The 18,490-nt window shown below is 61.3% G+C and carries 17 protein-coding genes; 2 read left to right on the forward strand and 15 right to left on the reverse strand.

Annotated features, from left to right (window positions below; genetic code table 11):
- Positions 1-165: 165 nt before the first annotated feature.
- Both F9Z44_RS05475 and F9Z44_RS05480 read right to left on the reverse strand, forming a co-directional pair.
- Positions 166-1,179, reverse strand: a complete 1,014-nt coding sequence (locus tag F9Z44_RS05475) for an ABC transporter substrate-binding protein (RefSeq protein ID WP_159604266.1) — start codon at positions 1,177-1,179, stop codon at positions 166-168.
- 243 nt (positions 1,180-1,422) lie between these two features.
- On the reverse strand, positions 1,423-2,295 hold the full coding sequence (locus tag F9Z44_RS05480; RefSeq protein ID WP_159604268.1) for an ABC transporter substrate-binding protein: 873 nt from the start codon (positions 2,293-2,295) through the stop codon (positions 1,423-1,425).
- 1,368 nt (positions 2,296-3,663) lie between these two features.
- On the opposite strand from F9Z44_RS05480, the gene F9Z44_RS23115 reads away from it, so the two are divergent.
- Complete coding sequence (locus F9Z44_RS23115) at positions 3,664-3,789, forward strand: hypothetical protein (protein WP_268894205.1); 126 nt, start codon at positions 3,664-3,666, stop codon at positions 3,787-3,789.
- A gap of 319 nt (positions 3,790-4,108) precedes the next feature.
- Here the strand turns inward: F9Z44_RS23115 and F9Z44_RS05485 are convergent, their stop codons facing one another.
- The 4 genes from F9Z44_RS05485 to F9Z44_RS05500 are packed head-to-tail and all read right to left on the reverse strand — an operon-like array spanning position 4,109 to position 8,212.
- Entirely contained in the window at positions 4,109-5,080 is a 972-nt protein-coding gene (locus F9Z44_RS05485; RefSeq protein ID WP_159604270.1) for a PDR/VanB family oxidoreductase, read from the reverse strand.
- Positions 5,081-5,124: 44 nt separating this feature from the next.
- On the reverse strand, positions 5,125-5,904 hold the full coding sequence (locus tag F9Z44_RS05490; protein ID WP_056272130.1) for an SDR family NAD(P)-dependent oxidoreductase: 780 nt from the start codon (positions 5,902-5,904) through the stop codon (positions 5,125-5,127).
- 6 nt (positions 5,905-5,910) lie between these two features.
- Positions 5,911-6,891 carry a Bug family tripartite tricarboxylate transporter substrate binding protein gene (locus F9Z44_RS05495; RefSeq protein WP_069047274.1) on the reverse strand — a complete coding sequence of 327 codons (981 nt, stop codon included), beginning with the start codon at positions 6,889-6,891 and terminating at the stop codon, positions 5,911-5,913.
- A 46-nt stretch (positions 6,892-6,937) separates the two neighbouring features.
- Complete coding sequence (locus tag F9Z44_RS05500) at positions 6,938-8,212, reverse strand: aromatic ring-hydroxylating dioxygenase subunit alpha (protein ID WP_056272119.1); 1,275 nt, start codon at positions 8,210-8,212, stop codon at positions 6,938-6,940.
- Positions 8,213-8,364: 152 nt separating this feature from the next.
- Between F9Z44_RS05500 and F9Z44_RS05505 the strand changes: the two genes are divergently transcribed.
- On the forward strand, positions 8,365-9,114 hold the full coding sequence (locus F9Z44_RS05505; RefSeq protein WP_159604272.1) for an IclR family transcriptional regulator: 750 nt from the start codon (positions 8,365-8,367) through the stop codon (positions 9,112-9,114).
- A gap of 36 nt (positions 9,115-9,150) precedes the next feature.
- Here F9Z44_RS05505 and F9Z44_RS05510 read toward each other — a convergent pair whose 3' ends face one another.
- From F9Z44_RS05510 to F9Z44_RS05550, 9 genes are all read right to left on the reverse strand, one after another.
- On the reverse strand, positions 9,151-9,873 hold the full coding sequence (locus F9Z44_RS05510; RefSeq protein WP_159604274.1) for an ABC transporter ATP-binding protein: 723 nt from the start codon (positions 9,871-9,873) through the stop codon (positions 9,151-9,153).
- Positions 9,873-10,634, reverse strand: coding sequence for an ABC transporter ATP-binding protein (locus tag F9Z44_RS05515; RefSeq protein WP_159604276.1), 762 nt, complete (start codon positions 10,632-10,634; stop codon positions 9,873-9,875). Before F9Z44_RS05515 ends, F9Z44_RS05510 begins: the two co-directional genes overlap by 1 nt.
- Positions 10,631-11,623: a branched-chain amino acid ABC transporter permease gene (locus F9Z44_RS05520; protein ID WP_159604278.1), complete on the reverse strand. Its 993-nt coding sequence runs from the start codon at positions 11,621-11,623 to the stop codon at positions 10,631-10,633. Before F9Z44_RS05520 ends, F9Z44_RS05515 begins: the two co-directional genes overlap by 4 nt.
- Complete coding sequence (locus F9Z44_RS05525; protein WP_159604280.1) at positions 11,620-12,483, reverse strand: branched-chain amino acid ABC transporter permease; 864 nt, start codon at positions 12,481-12,483, stop codon at positions 11,620-11,622. The genes F9Z44_RS05520 and F9Z44_RS05525 overlap by 4 nt, the downstream gene beginning before the upstream one ends.
- A gap of 87 nt (positions 12,484-12,570) precedes the next feature.
- The gene (locus F9Z44_RS05530) at positions 12,571-13,758 is read right to left on the reverse strand and encodes an ABC transporter substrate-binding protein (RefSeq protein WP_056272102.1); all 1,188 of its coding nucleotides are present in this window, start codon (positions 13,756-13,758) and stop codon (positions 12,571-12,573) included.
- A 34-nt stretch (positions 13,759-13,792) separates the two neighbouring features.
- A complete protein-coding gene (locus F9Z44_RS05535; RefSeq protein WP_056272099.1) occupies positions 13,793-14,827 on the reverse strand; it encodes an aromatic ring-hydroxylating dioxygenase subunit alpha in 1,035 nt (344 codons plus the stop codon).
- 48 nt (positions 14,828-14,875) lie between these two features.
- The gene (locus F9Z44_RS05540; RefSeq protein WP_159604282.1) at positions 14,876-16,342 is read right to left on the reverse strand and encodes an aldehyde dehydrogenase family protein; all 1,467 of its coding nucleotides are present in this window, start codon (positions 16,340-16,342) and stop codon (positions 14,876-14,878) included.
- An 8-nt stretch (positions 16,343-16,350) separates the two neighbouring features.
- A complete protein-coding gene (locus F9Z44_RS05545; RefSeq protein WP_159604284.1) occupies positions 16,351-17,133 on the reverse strand; it encodes an SDR family NAD(P)-dependent oxidoreductase in 783 nt (260 codons plus the stop codon).
- 9 nt (positions 17,134-17,142) lie between these two features.
- Complete coding sequence (locus F9Z44_RS05550; protein WP_159604286.1) at positions 17,143-18,195, reverse strand: TRAP transporter substrate-binding protein; 1,053 nt, start codon at positions 18,193-18,195, stop codon at positions 17,143-17,145.
- Between the last annotated feature and the right edge of the window lie 295 nt (positions 18,196-18,490).

Raw genomic sequence — 18,490 nt, forward strand, 5'->3', positions numbered from 1 at the left:
CATACATACGGTCCACTGAACCCTCTGAGAAATCCCCGAAGCAGTAGTGTCTGGTAGGCAACATCCTGCACGCAGGCCGCACGTCACTCGGGATGCGCTTCTGCATTCTTCGTGATGCCCTGCGCACACACCGGTGCGATCAGCAGAAACCGGTGCCTGTGGCAATTACCGTCGTTTCATCGCTGCATTGAGAAACGAGTTGTCCACATAAGCCGCTGCTGGTCGCAGCGTCTTTCCTTGTGGGCCGAACTTCGCTCGCAGTTGCACAACCTTTTCGACACCTTGCATGTTCAATCGGCCTTGTCGGTAGAAACCATCCTTGACATCCAACAAAACACGATAGGCAACCTCGGCGGACTGAGCACTTGTGCCTTGCGGCATATTGCCCAGGTAGATACGAATCGCCTCGTCCTTGTTCTTGGGGTCGTACAGCCACTCTACCGAATCAGTGAATGCACGGATGTAGGCAGAAACACGGCGTGGATTTTCGCGTGCCCAGCTCTGCCGCACGGCAGCGACCAAACCCTGATACTCGCCCAACACCTCATTGGCGCGTCCCAGTGTCTTGAACCCCTGCTCCGCGGCATTGACATCAAACGGTGTGATCAGCATCGTTCCCGCGTGCTTGCGTTGAAGAAGCGCCTGGTAGCGTTGCGACACGCCGCCCGCACGCTCGGTTCGATAATCACGGTCCAGTTTGAGTCCGTTTCGGTCGAGCATTTCGAGAAGCACGAACGCATAGCCGGTGGTCAACGCGTCCACCGAAAGGGTCTTGCCGCGCAAATCAGCGATGCTGGCAATGTCTGGTGCGCCCACCAGACGAAGAAACCCGTTGTCCGCCCCCATCACTGCGACAAGGTCTGGTCCATCAACTCCCGCTTCACCCTGTCCTTCACGGTAAGCGATAACGTTATCGATAGCGGTCATGGCGAGATCGAACTCCCCATGGATCAGGCCTTTGAGCTGGAAGGTCGAGTTTGGCGTTGGCGTTACCTGAACTGCCAAACCTTGCTGGCCAAAATACCCGCGTTGCTGAGCCACCCAGATGGGCCAATTGAACCCACCAGGGAACACGATGACGCGCAGCGGCTCCGGTGTTGCAGGCACTGGCACCGGAAGCCCCGCGCAGCCGGCGCCGAGCATCGCCACTGCGACTGCGATTGCTGTCCTTCGTTTCATGATGAATGCCCACCAGCACCCAGGTTGGTCAAGTGCTCCACACCTGTATCCACAGGGAGGCACAGGCCAACGGAAGAATGAGCGCCAGCAGCAGGCGCTGTCGCAGCCAGCAGGCCACGGGTGAACAGAAGTCGCAGTTTCATTTTTGTCTCCATATATCGAAAAGAAGCCTTGATCGAGCAGCTCCGATGATCAAGGTGCAGGGAACGTCCGCACCTCGCTAGAAGGCGAACACAAGCAACATCACTTGAGGGGGCATTGCGCCACGTAGGCGTCGGCGTGAGACTTCAGAACGTTTTCGGCGACCAGCTTGAACTCGGGCTTGCCCGCAGCCCCGGTCACCACCTGGAAAACGTGGTAGTTCTGCACCGGGTAGTGGTTTGGACCAAAGCGGAAATCGCCGCGAAGCGACTTGAACTTCGCTGAGGCAATCGCCTTGGACAAGGCTTTGCGGTCATCGGTTTTGCCGCCTGTTGTCTTGACGGCGGCATCAAGCAGCATGGCTGCGTCGTAGCTGAAGGCGGCGTACGCGGAGGGCATGCGGTTGAACCTCTTCTCGAACGCTGCGACGAACCGGCGCGACTCCGGATTGGGCATGCCCGGCGTCCAAGTGTCCGCGACAGTGGCCCCAATGGTGGCCGCGCCCATCGCATCGATGGCCGTGCCTTCAATGGTGTTGGTCGTCGCCAAGGGCATTTTCCCGAGGAGCCCGGCCTGTTGAAACTGACGCACGAACGTCACACCAAGGGCACCCGGGTAGAAGGCGAAAGCTGCGTCCGGCTTGCTCGCATTGAGCTGGGTGAGTTCTGCAGAAAAGTCGAGCTGGTTCAGCGGGGTGTAGATCTCGTCCACGATCTCGCCCTTGTAGAACCGCTTGAGGCCTGAAATCTTGTCTTTTCCGCCCACGAAATTGGGTGTGAGCGTGCTCAAGCGCTTGATGCCCTTGTCCTGCAGATACTTGCCCATCGCTTCGGCTGGGACATCGCTCTGCCAGGAGGTAACTAACAGGTTGGGCTTGCATTGCGCACCTGCGGTTGGCGATGGTCCTGCCACAGATCCTACGAACGGAACATCGGTTGCCGCGATGCGGCTCTGAAGTGCCATGAGGATGATCATCGGTACGCCGCGAACTTACTGCGCGTCACTGACTGGCCACACGCGGTCTGGCGCATCGGAACAATCGAGGACTCTCGTGAGGTCAACAAGCTGGACCGTCTTGGCGTCGATTCATTTGGTTGCGCCCGCGGTTGATGCCTCCTACGCGCCTTGCGAAACCCAAGGTCACTGGTTGACTACTCCGGAGATCAGAGGTATTCCAGTTCAACCAACCGAGGCCGAGGGCGTCCATGGCGCATTCCCTGACGTCATGCATTGCTGCATCGCCATGAACGACCAACTCCACCGGGATCGGAATGTGCGGACCCGGGTAGGTACCAAGCTCTGGGACGAAGCCAGATGTGAACAGGAAGTGGCGCGTATCGTCGACCGTGACGAGGGTGCCACGAGCAGGCGGGTATTCGAGGCGGACGATGCGTCGCGCTTCACCAGATCTGAATCGGTACTATGCCGACAGCATAGCTGGTGAATCGCGAGGTAAAAAACTCGAACTTCGCGAACTGCCACCTCGTTCTTGACGGTTATGTCGCCGCTGCGCGCGCCGGTGAACCCACCCGCGATGCGACGGGCCCCCGGCAGGGCAGAGACGAGAGTCCCATCAACCGCATTAAGCTTGGCCCCGAACGCCGCCGCCGGGTCGGCCTGATTCATAGCGCCAGCATGCGTCTCAACAGGACAGTTACTACCTGGTGTTCTCAGAAAGCGGACGAGGTCGTCCACCCGGTTGGAATATCCTGGCTGACTTTGTAAGCACGGCTTGAGGCACGCATCGAGGTCACCGCGGTCACACGCAGTGGCGGCGGGTGAATGACCGGCTCCGGCAGCCTCCGCCACCCACCGTCGCGAAGCGACCGACCGCAACCAGTCTGGAACAGCCACCCAGCCATTCAACGTGCCCGGTATGTGCGAAGCATCAAAGCGGCATTGGCGAGCGATAGACATTCACCGGACCTGCGCCCTCGTACAAAAATTCCCCGTTTGCAACCTCGATCACGAACACGCTTTCCAAGCTGGGCCCACACTTGGCGGCGGTGGGCTTCTTCCGTCAGGTCGAGCACCCGAGCGAAGGAGCGATGCGTATCTTTGGCGCGCCAGCGCGCTGGGTGGGTTACGACGTCAGCAAGCTGGCACCCGCGCCGCGATTGGGGGAGCAACCGAATCGGTGCTGCGCGAATGCGGCTTTGATGCAGTTGCGCTGGCGTCCTTGCTGGTCGGTGGCGCAGCGGTTCCACTCCTCGCCGATGCGGAGGTGTCAGAATGAGGCTTCCGGCATCAAACGCGACTCGACTGGTCAGCGCGTTGGGCCCCAATTCCGTGGATGGGCAAATGCATGGATAGCGTTGATGAAGCGGGCTGGAAGATGCTTTTTTGACCATTGATGACCCTGCCCGTATCGCGTTCATCGACATCCACCCCGACCAGACGGCGCTCAACGCGGTGCAGTTCTCGTGCAACGCCCACGCCTACTACGCCAGTCTGGGTGTGCGCATCTAGCTCCCGCTCATCGACAACGGAGCGGCCTTCCGCTTAAGAGACTTCGCACAGGCCTGCCAAGATTTGGGTATTTGTGACCGATTCCCAGCTCGTGGCGGTCCCAAACCAGCGGCAAGGTCGAGCGCTTCATCCAGTCGGATCTGAGCGAATGGGCCTATGGCTTCGCTTACCAGAACTCCAGCGAGCACACCGCTGCGTCGGACCATTGGAATCACCACCAAAACTGGCACCTTGGAGTTGGAGTTGACCCGATTTCGTGACCTGCTCGGCGGTGTGTTCAAACCGGCCAAGCGCGCAACCTATCCAAACAACACCGGTCTTAGAGATCCAGTACCAACAAATTGGAACGACAACCCGACACACAGATCATCATCGACTTGTTGGCAGCTCGCTCTTGCTGTGTCAGGATGCTGTCCCGGTGATCCACCTCGCCAGCCAGAACTTTGGTTTCGCAGGCACCGCAGATCCCCTCCTTGCAGCTGTAGCTAGGAATGATGCCTGCATCCATCATGGCGTCGAGAATGGTCGAACCAGCCGGCACTTGAATGATCCTCTGACTCCGGCGCAGTTCTACGGTGCAGCCATTGGCGTTGAAGGTCGGCGTCCCCACAGGTTCCACGGCGGCGAACCGTTCCAGATGCACGTGGGTGTATCCCAGACCGTCGCAAGCCTTCTGGAACGCGTCCAGCATGGGGCCAGGGCCGCAGCCATAGAAATGGGTATCGGCCGGATACGCTGCCAGCAGTGTTGGCAGGTCGGGAGACGCACCGACTTCGTCATCGAAGTGGTACCGCACTTTGAGCTGGCCTGACTCCATCGATTCCAGCACTTGCAAGAACGCAGCATCCCGGCGGGAACGAGCGAAATAGAACAGCTCGGCAGATCGACCCAGCGAAGCCAGTCGATTGAGCATGCACAGCATAGGTGTGATGCCGATGCCACCTGCAACCAGCACGGAGTGCTGAGCACGTTCTTCCAGCGGGAAATTGTTGCGAGGCACCGAGATGTCCAGAACATCGCCCACGCGAACCTTCTCGTGGACATACTTCGACCCCCCACGGCTCTGACGATCCTGTAGAACGCCCACCACGTAGCGTTGCTTATCGGTGATCGGGTTCATCAGCGAGTAGCTGCGAACCAAGCCGTTTCCCAGATGAAGGTCGATATGTGAGCCAGCGGCATGAGGTGGGAAGACAGTGTCTGGTGTGGCTGGCCTAAATTCGACACTAACAACGCCGGGTGCTTCAAGCCTCATGTTGTAGACAAGTGCAGAAAGCTTGGATGTTGACATTGCGGAGTTCTAGACAAGAACCTTGGGGAACATGTCCCCAATAGCTACATGATGTGCAAGCCACCGTCGACCATCAGCGTGGTCCCGGTGATGAAGGATGCCTCGCTGGACGCTAGCCACACGATGGGCCAGGCAATCTCTTCCGGCGAGGCCCAGCGCCCGATCAGCGAAGTATCCTTGCGTTCGGTCCTGAGCTGCTCGACGCTCTTGCCCGAGCCCTGCGCGCGGCCGACGTGAAAATCCGTCAGCGTGGAACCGGGGCACACCGCGTTGGCGCGCACGCCGTGCGACGACTCCTCGAACGCGAGGCTGCGCGTGTAGGCCAGTTGCGCGGCCTTGGTCGCGTCGTACAGCGCCATGCCCTTGCGGCCGGTGACCGCGTAACACGACGAGACGTTGACGATGCTGCCCGCGCCCGATTGCCGCAGCGCCGGCAAGGCCGCGGCGCAGTAGTTGGACATGCCCACCAGGTTCACGCCCACCATGGCCTGCCACTCGGCGGGCGTGGCGTCGGCGGCGGCCGAGTAGTTGCGCATGGCGGCGTTGTTTACCAGGATGTCCAGGCCACCGAGCTGCGCGTTGCATTGCTGCACGGCGGCGCGCGCGGCGACCTCGTCGGCCACGTTGGCCGCCACGCACAGCACGCGCGCGCCCGGCAGGGCCTGCACGATGGCTTGGCGGGTGCGCTCCAGCGCCTGGGCGTCGGCATCCACCAGCAGCACGGCCGCGCCTTCGCGACAGAACAGCGTGGCCGCCGCGGCGCCAATGCCGGCACCGCCGCCCGTGATCAGCGCGGTCTTCTCAGCGAGTCGGGGTGCGCTCATGTCGGCTCACTCCGCCTTGGCGCCGGTGTCCTTGATGACCTTGCCCCAGCGCACGATCTCGGTGCCGATCCAGTCGCTGAACTGCTTGGGCGAGCTCGCGACGATTTCGAACTCCATCTCGTGCAGGCGCTTCTGGATGTCGGGCGAGTTGAGAATGCGCACCATCTCCTCGTGGTAGCGGTTGATGATGGCCGGCGGCGTGCCGGCAGGCGCGAGCAGACCGATCCACGAGGTGGCCTCGAAGTCCTTCAGCCCCGACTCGCTGAGAGTCGGGATGTCCGGCGTACTCGGAAAACGTTTCGGGCCGGTGGAGGCCAGCAGCTTGAGACGCCCCTCCTTCACGAAGCCCTGCACGTTGCCGGGCACGAAGAAGCCGGCCTGGATGTTGCCCGCGATTAGATCGGCCACGGCTGGCCCAGCGCCGCGGTAGGGAATATGCGTCATGCGGAAGTTCGCCCCCGACTTCATCATTTCCATGGTGAGGTGCGAGGCGCTGCCCATGGCCACCGAGCCGTAGGCATACTTGGTCGGGTTGGCCCTGGCCTTGGCGATGAAGTCCTTCACATCGGTGATGCCGGTGGCCGGGTTCACCACCAGGTATTGCGGCGACTTCACCGCCAGCGTGATGGGCGCGAGATCCTTGGTAGGGTCGTACGGCATCTTGTCGAACAGGGTGACGTTGATCGCCAGCGGCCCGTTGTAGCCGATCAGCAGGGTGTGGCCGTCCGGCGCGGCGCGGCTCACCTCGTATGCACCGATGTTGCCCCCCGCACCAGGTTTGTTCTCGACCACAAATGGCTGGCCGAGCGCCTCCTGCAGCTTCGGCCCGATCAGGCGAGCGAGCACGTCGTTGGTGCTGCCGACGATGGGCACGATGATGCGCACCGGCTTGCTGGGCTTCCAGTCGGACGCGCCTTGCGCCCAGGCGGCAGTGGCCGCGCAGGCCGCGAGCGCGACAGCCGCCGCGAGTTTCAGGTGGGTTTTCATAGGTGTCTCCGGTGCTGTCTGTCGTGGGGTGGAAAAGTGAAGTCGCTCAAAGGCTGAAGACCGGTTTTTTCGTCGCGTCGGCGAGCTGCTCGCGTGCCCACGCAACGGGGTCCTGTTCCTTGGGCAGCAGCACTCCGGCGGGGCGCACGTGCTGTGCGCTTGGGTCCAGCGCGGGCGGGGTCTGGCCATCTGCCAAGCCGAGCGCCGCCTCATGCAACATGCGGCGCGCCATCACGATAGCCTTGTCAGTGGGCAGTAGCTTTTCGGCCTCGTGATTCTGGATCGTGCCCATGCTTTCCTGCAGCGAATAGTCCTGCGCGGAGAAGCCGAACACGCCGCTGTAAGAGCGGTCTTCGCGTTGCGCCACGCGGTCCATGCAGTAGTCGTTGTCGCGGTTTTGCTTGGGGATGAAGCTGCCGGGCGCTTCGTATTCGACATGAATGCCCTTACCTTCTTCCATCGCGGTGCGTTCTTCGTCGGTGAGGGGATGGGCAGGCTGCCAGTTGATGCTCCAAGCCCAGCAGCTATGGTCGTCGATCGGCACCCACACATGCCCGCCCAGCGCATGCTCGCCAAACGGCGCGATCAGCGTGAACCAGGGGAACAGCCACTGCGTGATGCGCCAGTAATACGAATCGGGTTCGCCGTTGCGGCGGCCGAACAGACTCAGGCCGAAGGGCGTCTGCTCGATCTCGAACTTCACGTTGCCGTCGGCCTTGATGTAGTCCAGCGCCTTCACTCCCTGGTGCATCGGGTCGGTATCCACCTCGTAGCGGTGCACGTAAGAGACGTGTGCGGTGTCGATGCCGCCTTCCATGGCCTGCAGCCAGTTGCTGTACTGCAGGCGCTTGGAGACATACACATGTTCGGGCGGCAGCGTGCACCACTCCAGCTCGGGCGGTGCGGGCTGCTGATCGGCCGGGCCCATGTAGGTCCACACGATGCCACCGCGCTCCACGCAAGGGTAGCCCTTGATGTGCATGCGCGCGCAAGCCTGAGGCGCGGACGGCACGTCCACACATTGCCCCATGCCGTCGAACTTCACGCCGTGGTAGGCGCAGCGGATGCCGTTGTGCTCGTTGCGGCCGAAGTACAGCGACACGCCTCGGTGCGAGCAAAATTCGCCGATCAGGCAAGCCTTGCCATCGCTATTGCGAAAGGCGAGCAGCTTCTCGCCCAGCAGTTGCACGCGCACCTGCGGCCCGTCGGCTTCGGGGATTTCGCTCGACGCCAGTGCCGGCACCCAGTAGCGGCGCATCAGGTTGCCCATGCGCGTGCCGGGACCGACGCGGGTGAGCGCTTCAGACATTTCCTTGTTCATAGTCAGGTTTCCAAAATTGATCGACATGTCCACTGCATGACATTACAGTCCATTTTACGGATCGATTGAGCTCTGTCAAGTTTTGAATAGTCAGTCCATCAAGTGGACTGGTGGGCGGGTACCATGATAGAAGTGCAACCTTGGGTGGAGTTATGGGACCAACTGAAAAACCGGGCGAGAGTGTCCGGGCCGTGGACAGAGCGCTGGAAATCCTCATGGCGTTCACGGCAACCGACCACCAACTGACAGCGGGTGAGCTGCTCAAGCGGGTAGACCTGAGCCGTCCAACCCTGTACAGGCTGTTGCGCACGCTGGAACACAGCGGGTTCATCGTGTCGTCCGGTGATCCTCAGCGCTTCGAATTAGGTCCCTCGGTGGCGCACCTTGCACACGTGTGGAGCTCCAGTCTTGACATAGCGACCCTGGCGCAACCGATGCTGCGCCGCTTGTGGGACCAGACGGGCGAGACTGTTGCCTTGCTTGTTCACCAGGGCAACAGTCGAATCTGTGTGGCCGAATTGCCCAGCGCACAGCCGCTCAGTTTCAAACGCGGCTTGGGCTATCGGGAAGACGTGACGTTGGGCGCTAGCGGGCGTGCCATCCTTGCCCATGTTCCCATACCCGAAAGCTATCTGAACAAGAGCGGAGAAACCGTCAATGTGTCGGCCTATCTCGACAGGCTGCAGCAGATCCGGGAACAGGGGTATGCGATAAGCCGGGACGAATTGATCCAGGGCGCGGTGGCGGTTGCTGTGCCGTTTTTTCTGGGGAACGACAAAGTCATGGGGTCTTTGGCCGTTTTCGGTCCTGGTGTGCGCGTGGACCAAGCGCGTGTCAGCGTATTTGTTACGCTCCTCAAGGAAGAAGCACGGAAACTCTCGCAAGCACTTGGGCAGCGCTAGCTAGCTTCAAGGGGCCGGCCGGGGCGACACTGATTCTCATACACCCAAGTGCTGCTCCAGCAGTTCGGGCTTCGACAGGAGCTCTTCGGAACTGCCTTCAAACACGACCTCGCCCTTGACCAGAATCACGTTGCGGTCGGTGATCTGGGTGACGTGTTTCCAGTTCTTGTCCACGATGATGCTGCTGATGCCGCTCTCGCGGATCAGGCCGCAGATGCGCCAGATCTCGCGCGCAATCAACGGCGCCAGGCCCTCGGTGGCTTCGTCGAGGATGAGCAGGTCGGGGTTGGTCATGAGCGCACGGCCGATGGTGAGCATCTGCTGCTCGCCGCCGCTGAGCTGCTGCCCACCGTGGTTCAGGCGCTCGGCCAGGCGCGGGAAGGTCTCCAGCACGCGGTCGTACGTCCAGTCGCGCTGACCCTTCGTGCCGGCACGTGCCGACATCACCAAGTTCTCGCGCACGCTCAGGTTGCCGAAGATGCCGCGGCCTTCGGGCACATAAGCCAGGCCTTGTCGCGCGATCTCGAAGGTGGGCGCGCCGGTCATGTCGCGGCCCTTCACATGCACTTTGCCGCCGCTGGGCTTGACGATGCCCATGATGGATTTGAGCAGCGTGGACTTGCCCATGCCGTTGCGGCCCATCAGACCGATCGTCTGGCCCTGGCCCACGGTGAAGTCGATGCCGCGCAGGATGTGGCTGGCGCCGTAGTGGGTGTTGAGACCTTTGGCCTCCACCAATGCGTTGGTCGCTGCGCTCATCAGTGTTCCTCACCCAGGTAGGCTGCTTGCACGGAAGCATCGGCGCGCACCTGCGCGGGCGTGCCGCTGGCGATCACCTGGCCGTTCACCATCACGGTGAGCTGGTCGGCCAGCGTGAAGACGGCGTCCATGTCGTGTTCCACCAGCATGATCGCGTGGTTTTTTTTCAAACGCAGCAGCAGCGCGACCATGCTCTCGGCCTCGGCCTGGCCCATGCCGGCCAGGGGCTCGTCGAGCAGCAGCACGGTGGGCTCGGTGGCCAAGGTCATGGCGATCTCCAGTTGGCGCTGTTCGCCGTGGCTGGTGGTGCCTGCGACCACGCTGGCGCGGTTCGTGAGGCCGGCGAGTTCGAGCGCACGTTCGCAGCGCTCGTTGACCGCACCCATGGCGCTGGCCGAAGACACCCAGCGCAGCGGGTTCCACGGCGCGTGCCGCTCGCGCGATTGGGCGGCCAGGCGCACGTTGTCCCACACGGTGAAGGGCAGGAAGATGTTGGTCTTCTGGTAGCTGCGGCCCAGGCCCAGGCGCGAGATTTTTTCGGGGCTCTTGCCGGCGGTCTCCACACCGTTGAGCGTGATGCGGCCCGAGGTGGGCGGCAGATCGCCCGAGAGCAGGTTGGTCAGCGTGGACTTGCCCGCGCCGTTGGGGCCGATCACCGCGTGGATGCGTCCGCGGTGCAGGTCGACCGACACGTCGTTGACAGCGGCCAGTCCACCAAAGCGTTTGGTGAGGTTGTGGGCCGACAGGAGAAGTTCGCTCATGCCTTCCCCCGTTTGCTGCTGAAGCGTTCCACCAAGCCCAGCAAACCGCGCGGTGCAAACACCACCACCAGCACGATGAATGTGCCCATGAGCAGCTGCCAGTGTTTGGTGAGGTCCTTGAAAAAGTGCATCACGTACTCGAACGCGAAGGCGCCCACGATGGCCCCGGCGAAGTTGCCCATGCCGCCGAGGATGACCATCATGATCGCGTGTGCGCTCATGTGAAAACCCATCAGCTCGGGGTTCACATAGCCGGTTTGCGCAGCCCACAGAAAGCCCGCCACGCCGGCGAGCGCACCGGCCAGCGTGAAGGCCGCGAGCTTGTAGCCGAAAGTGCCGTAACCCACCGCGCGCATGCGGTGCTCGTTCACGCGGATGCCGGCGAGCACGCGTCCGAAGGGCGAGAACAGCAGGCGGCGCAGGAAGGCGTAAACCAGCACCAGCAGCAACAGCGTGAAGTAATAGAAGGTGGTCTTGTTCTCGAGGTCTATGCCGGCCCAGCCGAACACCGAAGCGTCGGGACGGAAGTTCACGTACACGCCGTCCGACCCGCCAAGCGCCTTGTTGTCGAAGAACAGGAAGAACACCATCTGCGCGAACGCCATGGTGACCATGATGAAGTAGATGCCGTGGGTGCGCACCACGAAGAAGCCGATGATGAGCGCGGCCAGGCCCGCGCCCAGCGCCGAGGCGGGCAGGGCCCACCACAGGCTGATCGGTGTGTCGGCCGGCGTGAGGAACGCCAGCGCGTAGCCGGCCAGACCAAAGTAGGCCGCGTGGCCGAGCGACACCAGGCCGCTCACACCCTGCAGCAGGTCCAGGCTCATGGCGAAGATCGCCAGGATCATCATTTGAGAAAGCATCTGCAGGTAGAACTCGCCACCGGTCAAGGGAATGAGCGGAAACGCGGCGAGCGCGATGGCACCCAGCACCAGGATGGCCTGGATGCTGCGCGGCAGTTTTTCGAGTTGTGCTTTGGGGGAGCTCATTGTTTGAAGAGCCCTTCGGGCTTGTAGAGCAGCACGAGTGCCATCAGCATGTAGACCGCCATGCCCGCGATCTGGGGCACCAGCACCTTGCCGAATGTGTCCACCAGACCCACGAGCAGGGCTGCGACGAGCGCACCGCGCACCGAGCCGATGCCACCGATGACCACCACCACAAAACACATGATCAGCACCGAACTGCCCATGCCGGGGTAAACGCTCGCGATGGGCGAGGCGATCATGCCGGCAATGGCGGCCAGTGCCACGCCCAGCGCGAACACCACGCCGTGGATCAGGCGGATGTTGATGCCCAGCGACTCGGTCATCTCGCGGTTGAAGGCACCGGCGCGGATCTTCATGCCCAAGCGGGTTTTGGAGATCAACAGGTACAGGCCAAGGGCGAGTGCGATGCACACGCCCGACATCACCAGCCGGTACACCGGGTACGAGAGGTTGTCGGTCAGCGGTATCGACCAGTTCAGCACCTCGGGCACCTGCACCGCGTGCACGTCGTCACCCCAGAGGATGGAGCGCACCTCTTCAAAGATGTAGATCAGGCCGAAGGTGAGCAATACCTGGTCGAGGTGATCGCGGTGGTAGAAGTGCCGGAACAGCGACCACTCCAGCAACCAGCCCAGCGCCACGGCGATCACTGTGCCCAGCACGATGGCGAGCACCAGGCTGTCCAGCTGGCCGACCAGGAACCATGCGAGGTAGGCGCCCAGCATGTAGAAGCTGCCGTGTGCCAAGTTGACCACCCCCATGATCCCGAAGATCAGCGTGAGGCCGGCGGCCAGCATGAACAGCAACAGGCCGTATTGCAGGCTGTTGAGCAACTGGATCAGGAAGTTGGCGAAATCCATGAGTTAAGGAACAAAAGGACGAAGAAAAGCGGCGGAACATCTTTTGGACGAACTCCGCCGCTGGAGGACAACCGGGGCGCGAAAGACTCAACCCATGCGGCAACCCGTGGCGGGATCGGCCACAGCCTTCTGAGCAATGCCGATCACCTTGTTGTCCTTGTTGACCACCTGGCGCAGGTAGATGTCCTGGATCGGGTTGTGGGCCTTGCTCATGGTCCATTTCCCGCGCGGACTGTCGATAGTGGCGCCTTCCAGCGCTGCGTACAGTGCCGGTTTGTTCGACAAGTCGCCTTTGACTGCGTTGGCACCCTTGACGAGCAGCAAGCCCGCGTCGTATCCCTGAACGGCATACACATCGGGCTGCGCCTTGAACGCCTTTACATAGTCGAGGCGGAACTGCTTGTTGCGCGGGATATCCAGCGAGTCGCTGTAGTGCAGCGTGGTGAGAACGCCCTCGGCAGCTTCGCCTGCTGCATCGAGCACGCCCTCGGTCAGGAAGCCCGAGCCGTACAGTGGGATCGTCTTGTTCAGGCCGGCCGCAGCGTAGTCGCGCAGGAACTTGGCTGCACCGCCACCGGCGAAGAAGCAAGCCACGGCGTCGGGCTTGTAAGACGCAATCTCGGTCAACAGCGACTGAAACTCCACGTTGGGAAAGGGCAGGCCGAGCTTCTTGATGATGGTGCCACCGGCTTCGGTGTAGCTCTTTTCGAAACCCTCAAAGGCCTCGTCGCCTGCGGCGTAGTTCCAGGTGATCCACACCGCCTTCTTGTGGCCTCGGTCGACCATGGCCTTGCCCAAAGCCAGGGTAGGCTGGGCGTTGGTGAAGCTGGTTCGAAACACATTGGGCGCACACTGGGCCCGGGTGGCCACGTGCACGCCGGCATTGGGAATGATGTTGAGAACTCCTGTATCGCGTGCGACCTTGTGAATGCCCATCTGCACGCCCGAGTGCACCGAACCCACCAGCACGTCGACCTTGTCACGCATTACCAGGCGGGTCGCGTTCTCGATGCCCTTGGCCGGATTGGATTCGTCATCGACCTTGAAGAACTCCACCTCGCGGCCACCGAGCTTGCCGCCGTTTTGCGCCAGCGCCAGCCGGAAGCCGTTTTCGACGGCGATACCGGGCTGGGCAAAGGTACCTGTGAACGGCAGCATCAGGCCAACCCGCAGATTGCTGGTTTGCGCCTGCGCCCACCGGGGCAACAAAATGCCGCTGGAGGCCGCGCCGATCAGCGCGGCTCCTCGTGTCAAAACAAAGCGCCGTGAGTTCATCTGTGTCTCCTGTTGTGGTGGGATCGGGAAAACATCAGGCAGCGGATTTTTCCGCAACCAGCAACCGATCGATGATGCGGCGGGCTTGCACGCCACCGCCATCGATGTTCAGGCTCAGTAGCTTGCGCCCGGCGTTGCGCTCCAGGTTCTGCTGCTGCATCTCCAGCATCTGGAGGTCCTCGGAGAAAACCTTGCTCAGGCTGGTGCGGATCTGCTCGCTCAACGCCTGGTCCTGCGCATTGAAGTTCCTGGCCATGCCCCAAAAGTACCAGGTCGAGGACTCGGTTTCAGGTGTGATGAAGTCGATGACTGTGCTGGAGGCTTTGACCTTGGGGTCTGCATTGAAGCCGCCCTTGCCCGCGTGCGCCACACCCACATCGATCAGCACATGGCTTGGCGGATAGAAGCGGCAGATTTGCCACCGGTCCACTGGAACATCGTCTGCCAGGTTGTTTCCGCGCAAGCCCGCACGCCAGAATGGCGGCGCCATGATGCCTTCCATGTAACGCTCGGTGATGGCGCAGTCTCCATCCATCCGCGTCTTGGGCGGCGACTCATCGATTTCCTTTTGACCAATTGAGTTCGGGTGCAAGTAAGTCTCGTGAGTCAGGTCCATGAGGTTGTCGATCATGAGCCGGTAATCGCATTTGACGTGGTACAGCCCACCGCTGTAGGCCCACTCGGGGTCATCGGCCCAGGCCAGATGGTGGATCTTGGAGGGGTCGGCCTCTTGCGCATCGCCAGGCCAGACCCAGATGAACCCGTAGCGCTCCACTACGGGATACGTCCGCACGGCGGGGAAGCCGCCCACGCGTTGGCATGGCATGGCAACCGTCTTGCCATCGCAACCCATCTCCAGACCGTGGTAGCCACAAACCAGTTTGCCGTTTTCAACCTTGCCCAGCGACAACGGAGCACCGCGGTGGGGGCAAAAGTCTTCGACAGCGGCCACCTTGTTGTCGGGGCCACGGAAAAACACGATGGACTCGCCGCAAATCTTGCGGCCAAGGGGCTTTCCATCGAGTTCGCTGGGCGTAGCGCCTACATACCACGTGTTTTTGGGAAACATGATTCGTTCTCTCCTATAAGTACTAAGGATTCGGGCAGGCTTGTGGAGTCAGCCCTTGGGTGGATCAAGCACACCTACGTTCTGATAGATGTGTTTGATCTCGGTGAAATCGATCAACGCGTCAAAGCCGTGGAGACGGCCCAAGCCACTGCGGCGATAGCCGCCGGTCTCCGCTTCAGCGCACAGCTTGTTGTGGTCGTTGATCCAAACGGTGCCGTTGCGCAGCGCTCGAGCGATACGCCAGGCGCGCGCGCCCTGCTCGGTCCAGACACTCGCGGACAACCCGAACTCGGTGTGATTGGCCCGCGCCACCGCTTCGGTTTCGGTTTCAAACTTTTCCAGCACGACCAAGGGGCCGAAAATCTCCTCTTGGACAAAAGATGCACTGGCATCCCGGTGCGCGACCAAGGTGGGCGAGACAAACCCGCCAAGCCGCAGGTTTCCGCCGAGACGCTGACCGCGCAGGATCACTTCGTCTGCGTCGTCCATCGCCTGCTCGATGCGACGTTGCACCAACTCAGTGGTAGAGAGATCGATCAAGGGACCCATCTGGGCGCCCGGGGTATTTCCGGGCGCCACTTTGATTGCCGCCAGTGCACTGGCCAGCGCTTTTTTCATCGCCTCATAGCGTGACGCGTGAACCAACACCCGGCGCGCCGCCGTGCATTGCTGACCAGAGATGACCGTCGCAGCGGCAGCCAGTTGAGGCGCGATGTGGTCGATATCGGCATCTTCAAAAACCAGGCAGCATGACTTGCCACCCAGTTCGAGCGACAGTTTCTTCATAGTGGGAGCAGCGGCGGCCATGATGCGCTGCCCCGTCAGGTTGGAGCCCGTGAAGCTGACCACATCCACCTCTGGCGAGGAGGTGAGCAACTGCGCCACGTCGTGGCCTTGCTCACTCACCAGGTTCACCACACCGGGCGGCAGTCCAGTCACGTCGGCCAGTTCCCTGATCACCGCAGCGGTGATGAGTGCGGACTGCGGTGCAGGCTTGACCACGCAAGTACAGCCAGCGGCCAACGCGGGGGTGATCGACCGGATAAGCAGGATCACGGGAGCGTTCCAAGGGACGATGATGCCGGCGACGCCGGCCGGCTCTTTCAGCATCGTGGAAAATACGCCGGGTTCCACCTCGAGCACGTGGCCTGGTATGTGCCGGGCCAGACCCGCGTAGTAACGGATCTCCGAGATGGCTCCCATCAGCTCACCCCGCGATTGCGCGATCACCTTGCCATTCTCTTGCGTTAGCAGTTGGGCCAGTGCTTCAGCCTTGTGCTCTAGCCGGCTTGCCCATTCGTTCATCACGTTCTGCCGCAGCCGCGGCGACTGGGCCCACGTGGGCTTTTCAAAGGCTCTGCGTGCAGCCGAAATGGCCGCCTCTGCGTCTGCCCGGGTGGCAGCGCTGAAGCAACCGATCTGGCTGCCGTTGGCCGGGTCCAGGCTGGGCACTTCGAGGCCCTGGCTGGCGGGCATCCACCGGCCATCGATCAAGAGTTCTGCTGTGGCGTGCATAGGAGTGCTCAATGTGTGACCGATCCGCCATCAACCACAATCACCTGACCGGTGACAAAGTCACTGTCGGCGCTGGCGAGGTAGATCAAGGTGCCGGTCAGGTCGTCGGGTACCTGATCACGCTTGATGCAGCGGGACGAAACGATGCCTGAAGCGATTGAGCCTTGCCAGTCGGGATTTGCGCTGACATTGGCGCTCAGGGTCAGGCCCGGCGCCAGTGTATTGACGCAGATATTGTCGTTACCCAATTCACGCGCCAGACAGCGCGCCATCGCCACCACGGCGCCCTTGGAGGTGACGTAGTGCAGGAAGAGCGGCGTGCCCTTGAAAACCGTGCCGGAGGCGATGTTGATGATCTTGCCGTAGCGCTGCTGACGCATCACGGGGCTGACCGCTCTGGCGCACTCGAAGGAGCCGCGCACGTTGACGGACATCACCTTGTCCCACTCGGCCGACTCGATCTGCTCGAACGGCTTGAGGGCAAGGTTGCCGAAAATTGCGGCGTTGTTGACCAGCACGTCAATGCGGCCGAACGCCTGAAGTGCGGACCCAACCATCTTCTCCACCGATTCGCGGGACGTCACGTCTGTGTGGACAAACACCGCCCGGCCACCCTTCTCAATGATCTGGTTGACCACCCCGGTGGCGTCCAGCACATCGGCACAGACCACGGAGGCACCTTCTTGAGCCAATGCACGAGCGTATGTCTCTCCGATACCTTGCGCCGCGCCGGTCACGATCGCAACCCGGTTGGCCAGCCGTGGGGTGTTTTCTTTGGGCAGTTGATTCATGGAGTGTCTTTATGTCTTGGTAGTTTTTGTGTGCTTTTCGATCAAGGCCCGGGCTGTTGACAAAAGATCGCGACCATCGAAGCCGCGGCTCTCCATGTCCTTGACCCATTCGACCTCTACCTGGCTTGCTGCGCGCCTGAACTCTTGGGCTTCGACCTGCCCGAAGTTATGGGTGACGTTGCCGCGTGCCTCCACCAACTTGCGGGCAGGGTCGTCGCCACATTGGTGGGCGCGCCCCAAGGACGCAGAAGCGGTTATGCCCGAGTTGGGGTCCAGCACCTTCCGGACATCTGGCGGCAGGGACTCGTACTTCCGTTTGTTTGTTGCCGTCACGAATGTCGTGGTGTAGAGCGCGCCACTGGCTGGATCGAACTGACTGTGAAACTTCGTTAATTCGTGCACCTTTACGGAGGGAACGACATCCCAAGGGATCACGCAACCGTCGAGAGGCCCCTTTTGCAGTGCGTCGGGAATCTTGGGCAGCGGCATGCCCACAGCATTGGCGCCGAGGTATCCCAGCATCTTCGTAGTTTGTCTGGTTGGACCGCGAATTTTCAGGCCGCGCAAGTCGTACGGAGCCTCAAAGAGGCGGTCGCGGGTGTGGAGCATCCCCGGCCTATGAACCTGCACTGCAATGGGATGCACTTCCTTGTGTTCGTTGGACGCTTTTGTCTTGATGAACTCCCAGAAAGCCTTGGAAGTAGCCTCGGCGTTGGTCGTCATGAACGGCAGGACAAACACCTCGCTGCAAGGAAAGCCTCCAGGTGAATAGCCGGTCAGTGTCCAAACGATGTCAGCCACGCCATCCCGTGCCTGGTCGTATGGCTGCACAGGCGCGCCATCAAGCTGCATCGCGGGGTACGCCTCAAACCGGATGCGCCCATCTGATTCCCGTTGCACCTTTTCCATCCATACCTTGTTCATGCTGACCCATACGTTGGACATGGGAGATATGAAAGTGTGAAATCGCAAAGTGATCGACTGCTGAGCAAAGCCTGTCAGCGAGGGAGCGCCCAAGGCCATCCCTACTGCCAACTGAACGATGGTTCTGCGGTTGATCATTTGGTGAATTGAGGAGAAGGCGTGAGTACCTAGGAAGTGAGACTTGATCCAGTCCGCAATCCGAATTGTCCGTCTGGTGATTATGTTGTACATTCTACGGTTATGTTCACTCCACGAAATCAGGGTAAACACTGGGGGCGTCGTGAGCGGTTACCTAAATGACCTTCGATGTTGTTAGGCTGGGTCGGCACGAAACATCCGGCGCTATCGCCAAATCCACAAGATCACGACGAGAACCGCAAGGACCGAGTCCTCATGTGCGCCACAGCCAAGCACCAGCGTGCAGGCCGTGGGA

It is taken from the genome of Hydrogenophaga sp. PBL-H3, from assembly GCF_010104355.1.
GTDB lineage: Bacteria > Pseudomonadota > Gammaproteobacteria > Burkholderiales > Burkholderiaceae_C > Hydrogenophaga.

Bases quoted from the DNA above. Each gene is read 5' to 3' on its own strand.
- F9Z44_RS05475 (WP_159604266.1), bottom strand. From the start codon at position 1,179: ATGAAACGAAGGACAGCAATCGCAGTCGCAGTGGCGATGCTCGGCGCC.
- F9Z44_RS05480 (WP_159604268.1), bottom strand. From the start codon at position 2,295: ATGATCATCCTCATGGCACTTCAGAGCCGCATCGCGGCAACCGATGTT.
- F9Z44_RS05485 (WP_159604270.1), bottom strand. From the start codon at position 5,080: ATGTCAACATCCAAGCTTTCTGCACTTGTCTACAACATGAGGCTTGAA.
- F9Z44_RS05490 (WP_056272130.1), bottom strand. From the start codon at position 5,904: ATGAGCGCACCCCGACTCGCTGAGAAGACCGCGCTGATCACGGGCGGC.
- F9Z44_RS05495 (WP_069047274.1), bottom strand. From the start codon at position 6,891: ATGAAAACCCACCTGAAACTCGCGGCGGCTGTCGCGCTCGCGGCCTGC.
- F9Z44_RS05500 (WP_056272119.1), bottom strand. From the start codon at position 8,212: ATGAACAAGGAAATGTCTGAAGCGCTCACCCGCGTCGGTCCCGGCACG.
- F9Z44_RS05505 (WP_159604272.1), top strand. From the start codon at position 8,365: ATGGGACCAACTGAAAAACCGGGCGAGAGTGTCCGGGCCGTGGACAGA.
- F9Z44_RS05510 (WP_159604274.1), bottom strand. From the start codon at position 9,873: ATGAGCGCAGCGACCAACGCATTGGTGGAGGCCAAAGGTCTCAACACC.
- F9Z44_RS05515 (WP_159604276.1), bottom strand. From the start codon at position 10,634: ATGAGCGAACTTCTCCTGTCGGCCCACAACCTCACCAAACGCTTTGGT.
- F9Z44_RS05520 (WP_159604278.1), bottom strand. From the start codon at position 11,623: ATGAGCTCCCCCAAAGCACAACTCGAAAAACTGCCGCGCAGCATCCAG.
- F9Z44_RS05525 (WP_159604280.1), bottom strand. From the start codon at position 12,483: ATGGATTTCGCCAACTTCCTGATCCAGTTGCTCAACAGCCTGCAATAC.
- F9Z44_RS05530 (WP_056272102.1), bottom strand. From the start codon at position 13,758: ATGAACTCACGGCGCTTTGTTTTGACACGAGGAGCCGCGCTGATCGGC.
- F9Z44_RS05535 (WP_056272099.1), bottom strand. From the start codon at position 14,827: ATGTTTCCCAAAAACACGTGGTATGTAGGCGCTACGCCCAGCGAACTC.
- F9Z44_RS05540 (WP_159604282.1), bottom strand. From the start codon at position 16,342: ATGCACGCCACAGCAGAACTCTTGATCGATGGCCGGTGGATGCCCGCC.
- F9Z44_RS05545 (WP_159604284.1), bottom strand. From the start codon at position 17,133: ATGAATCAACTGCCCAAAGAAAACACCCCACGGCTGGCCAACCGGGTT.
- F9Z44_RS05550 (WP_159604286.1), bottom strand. From the start codon at position 18,195: ATGATCAACCGCAGAACCATCGTTCAGTTGGCAGTAGGGATGGCCTTG.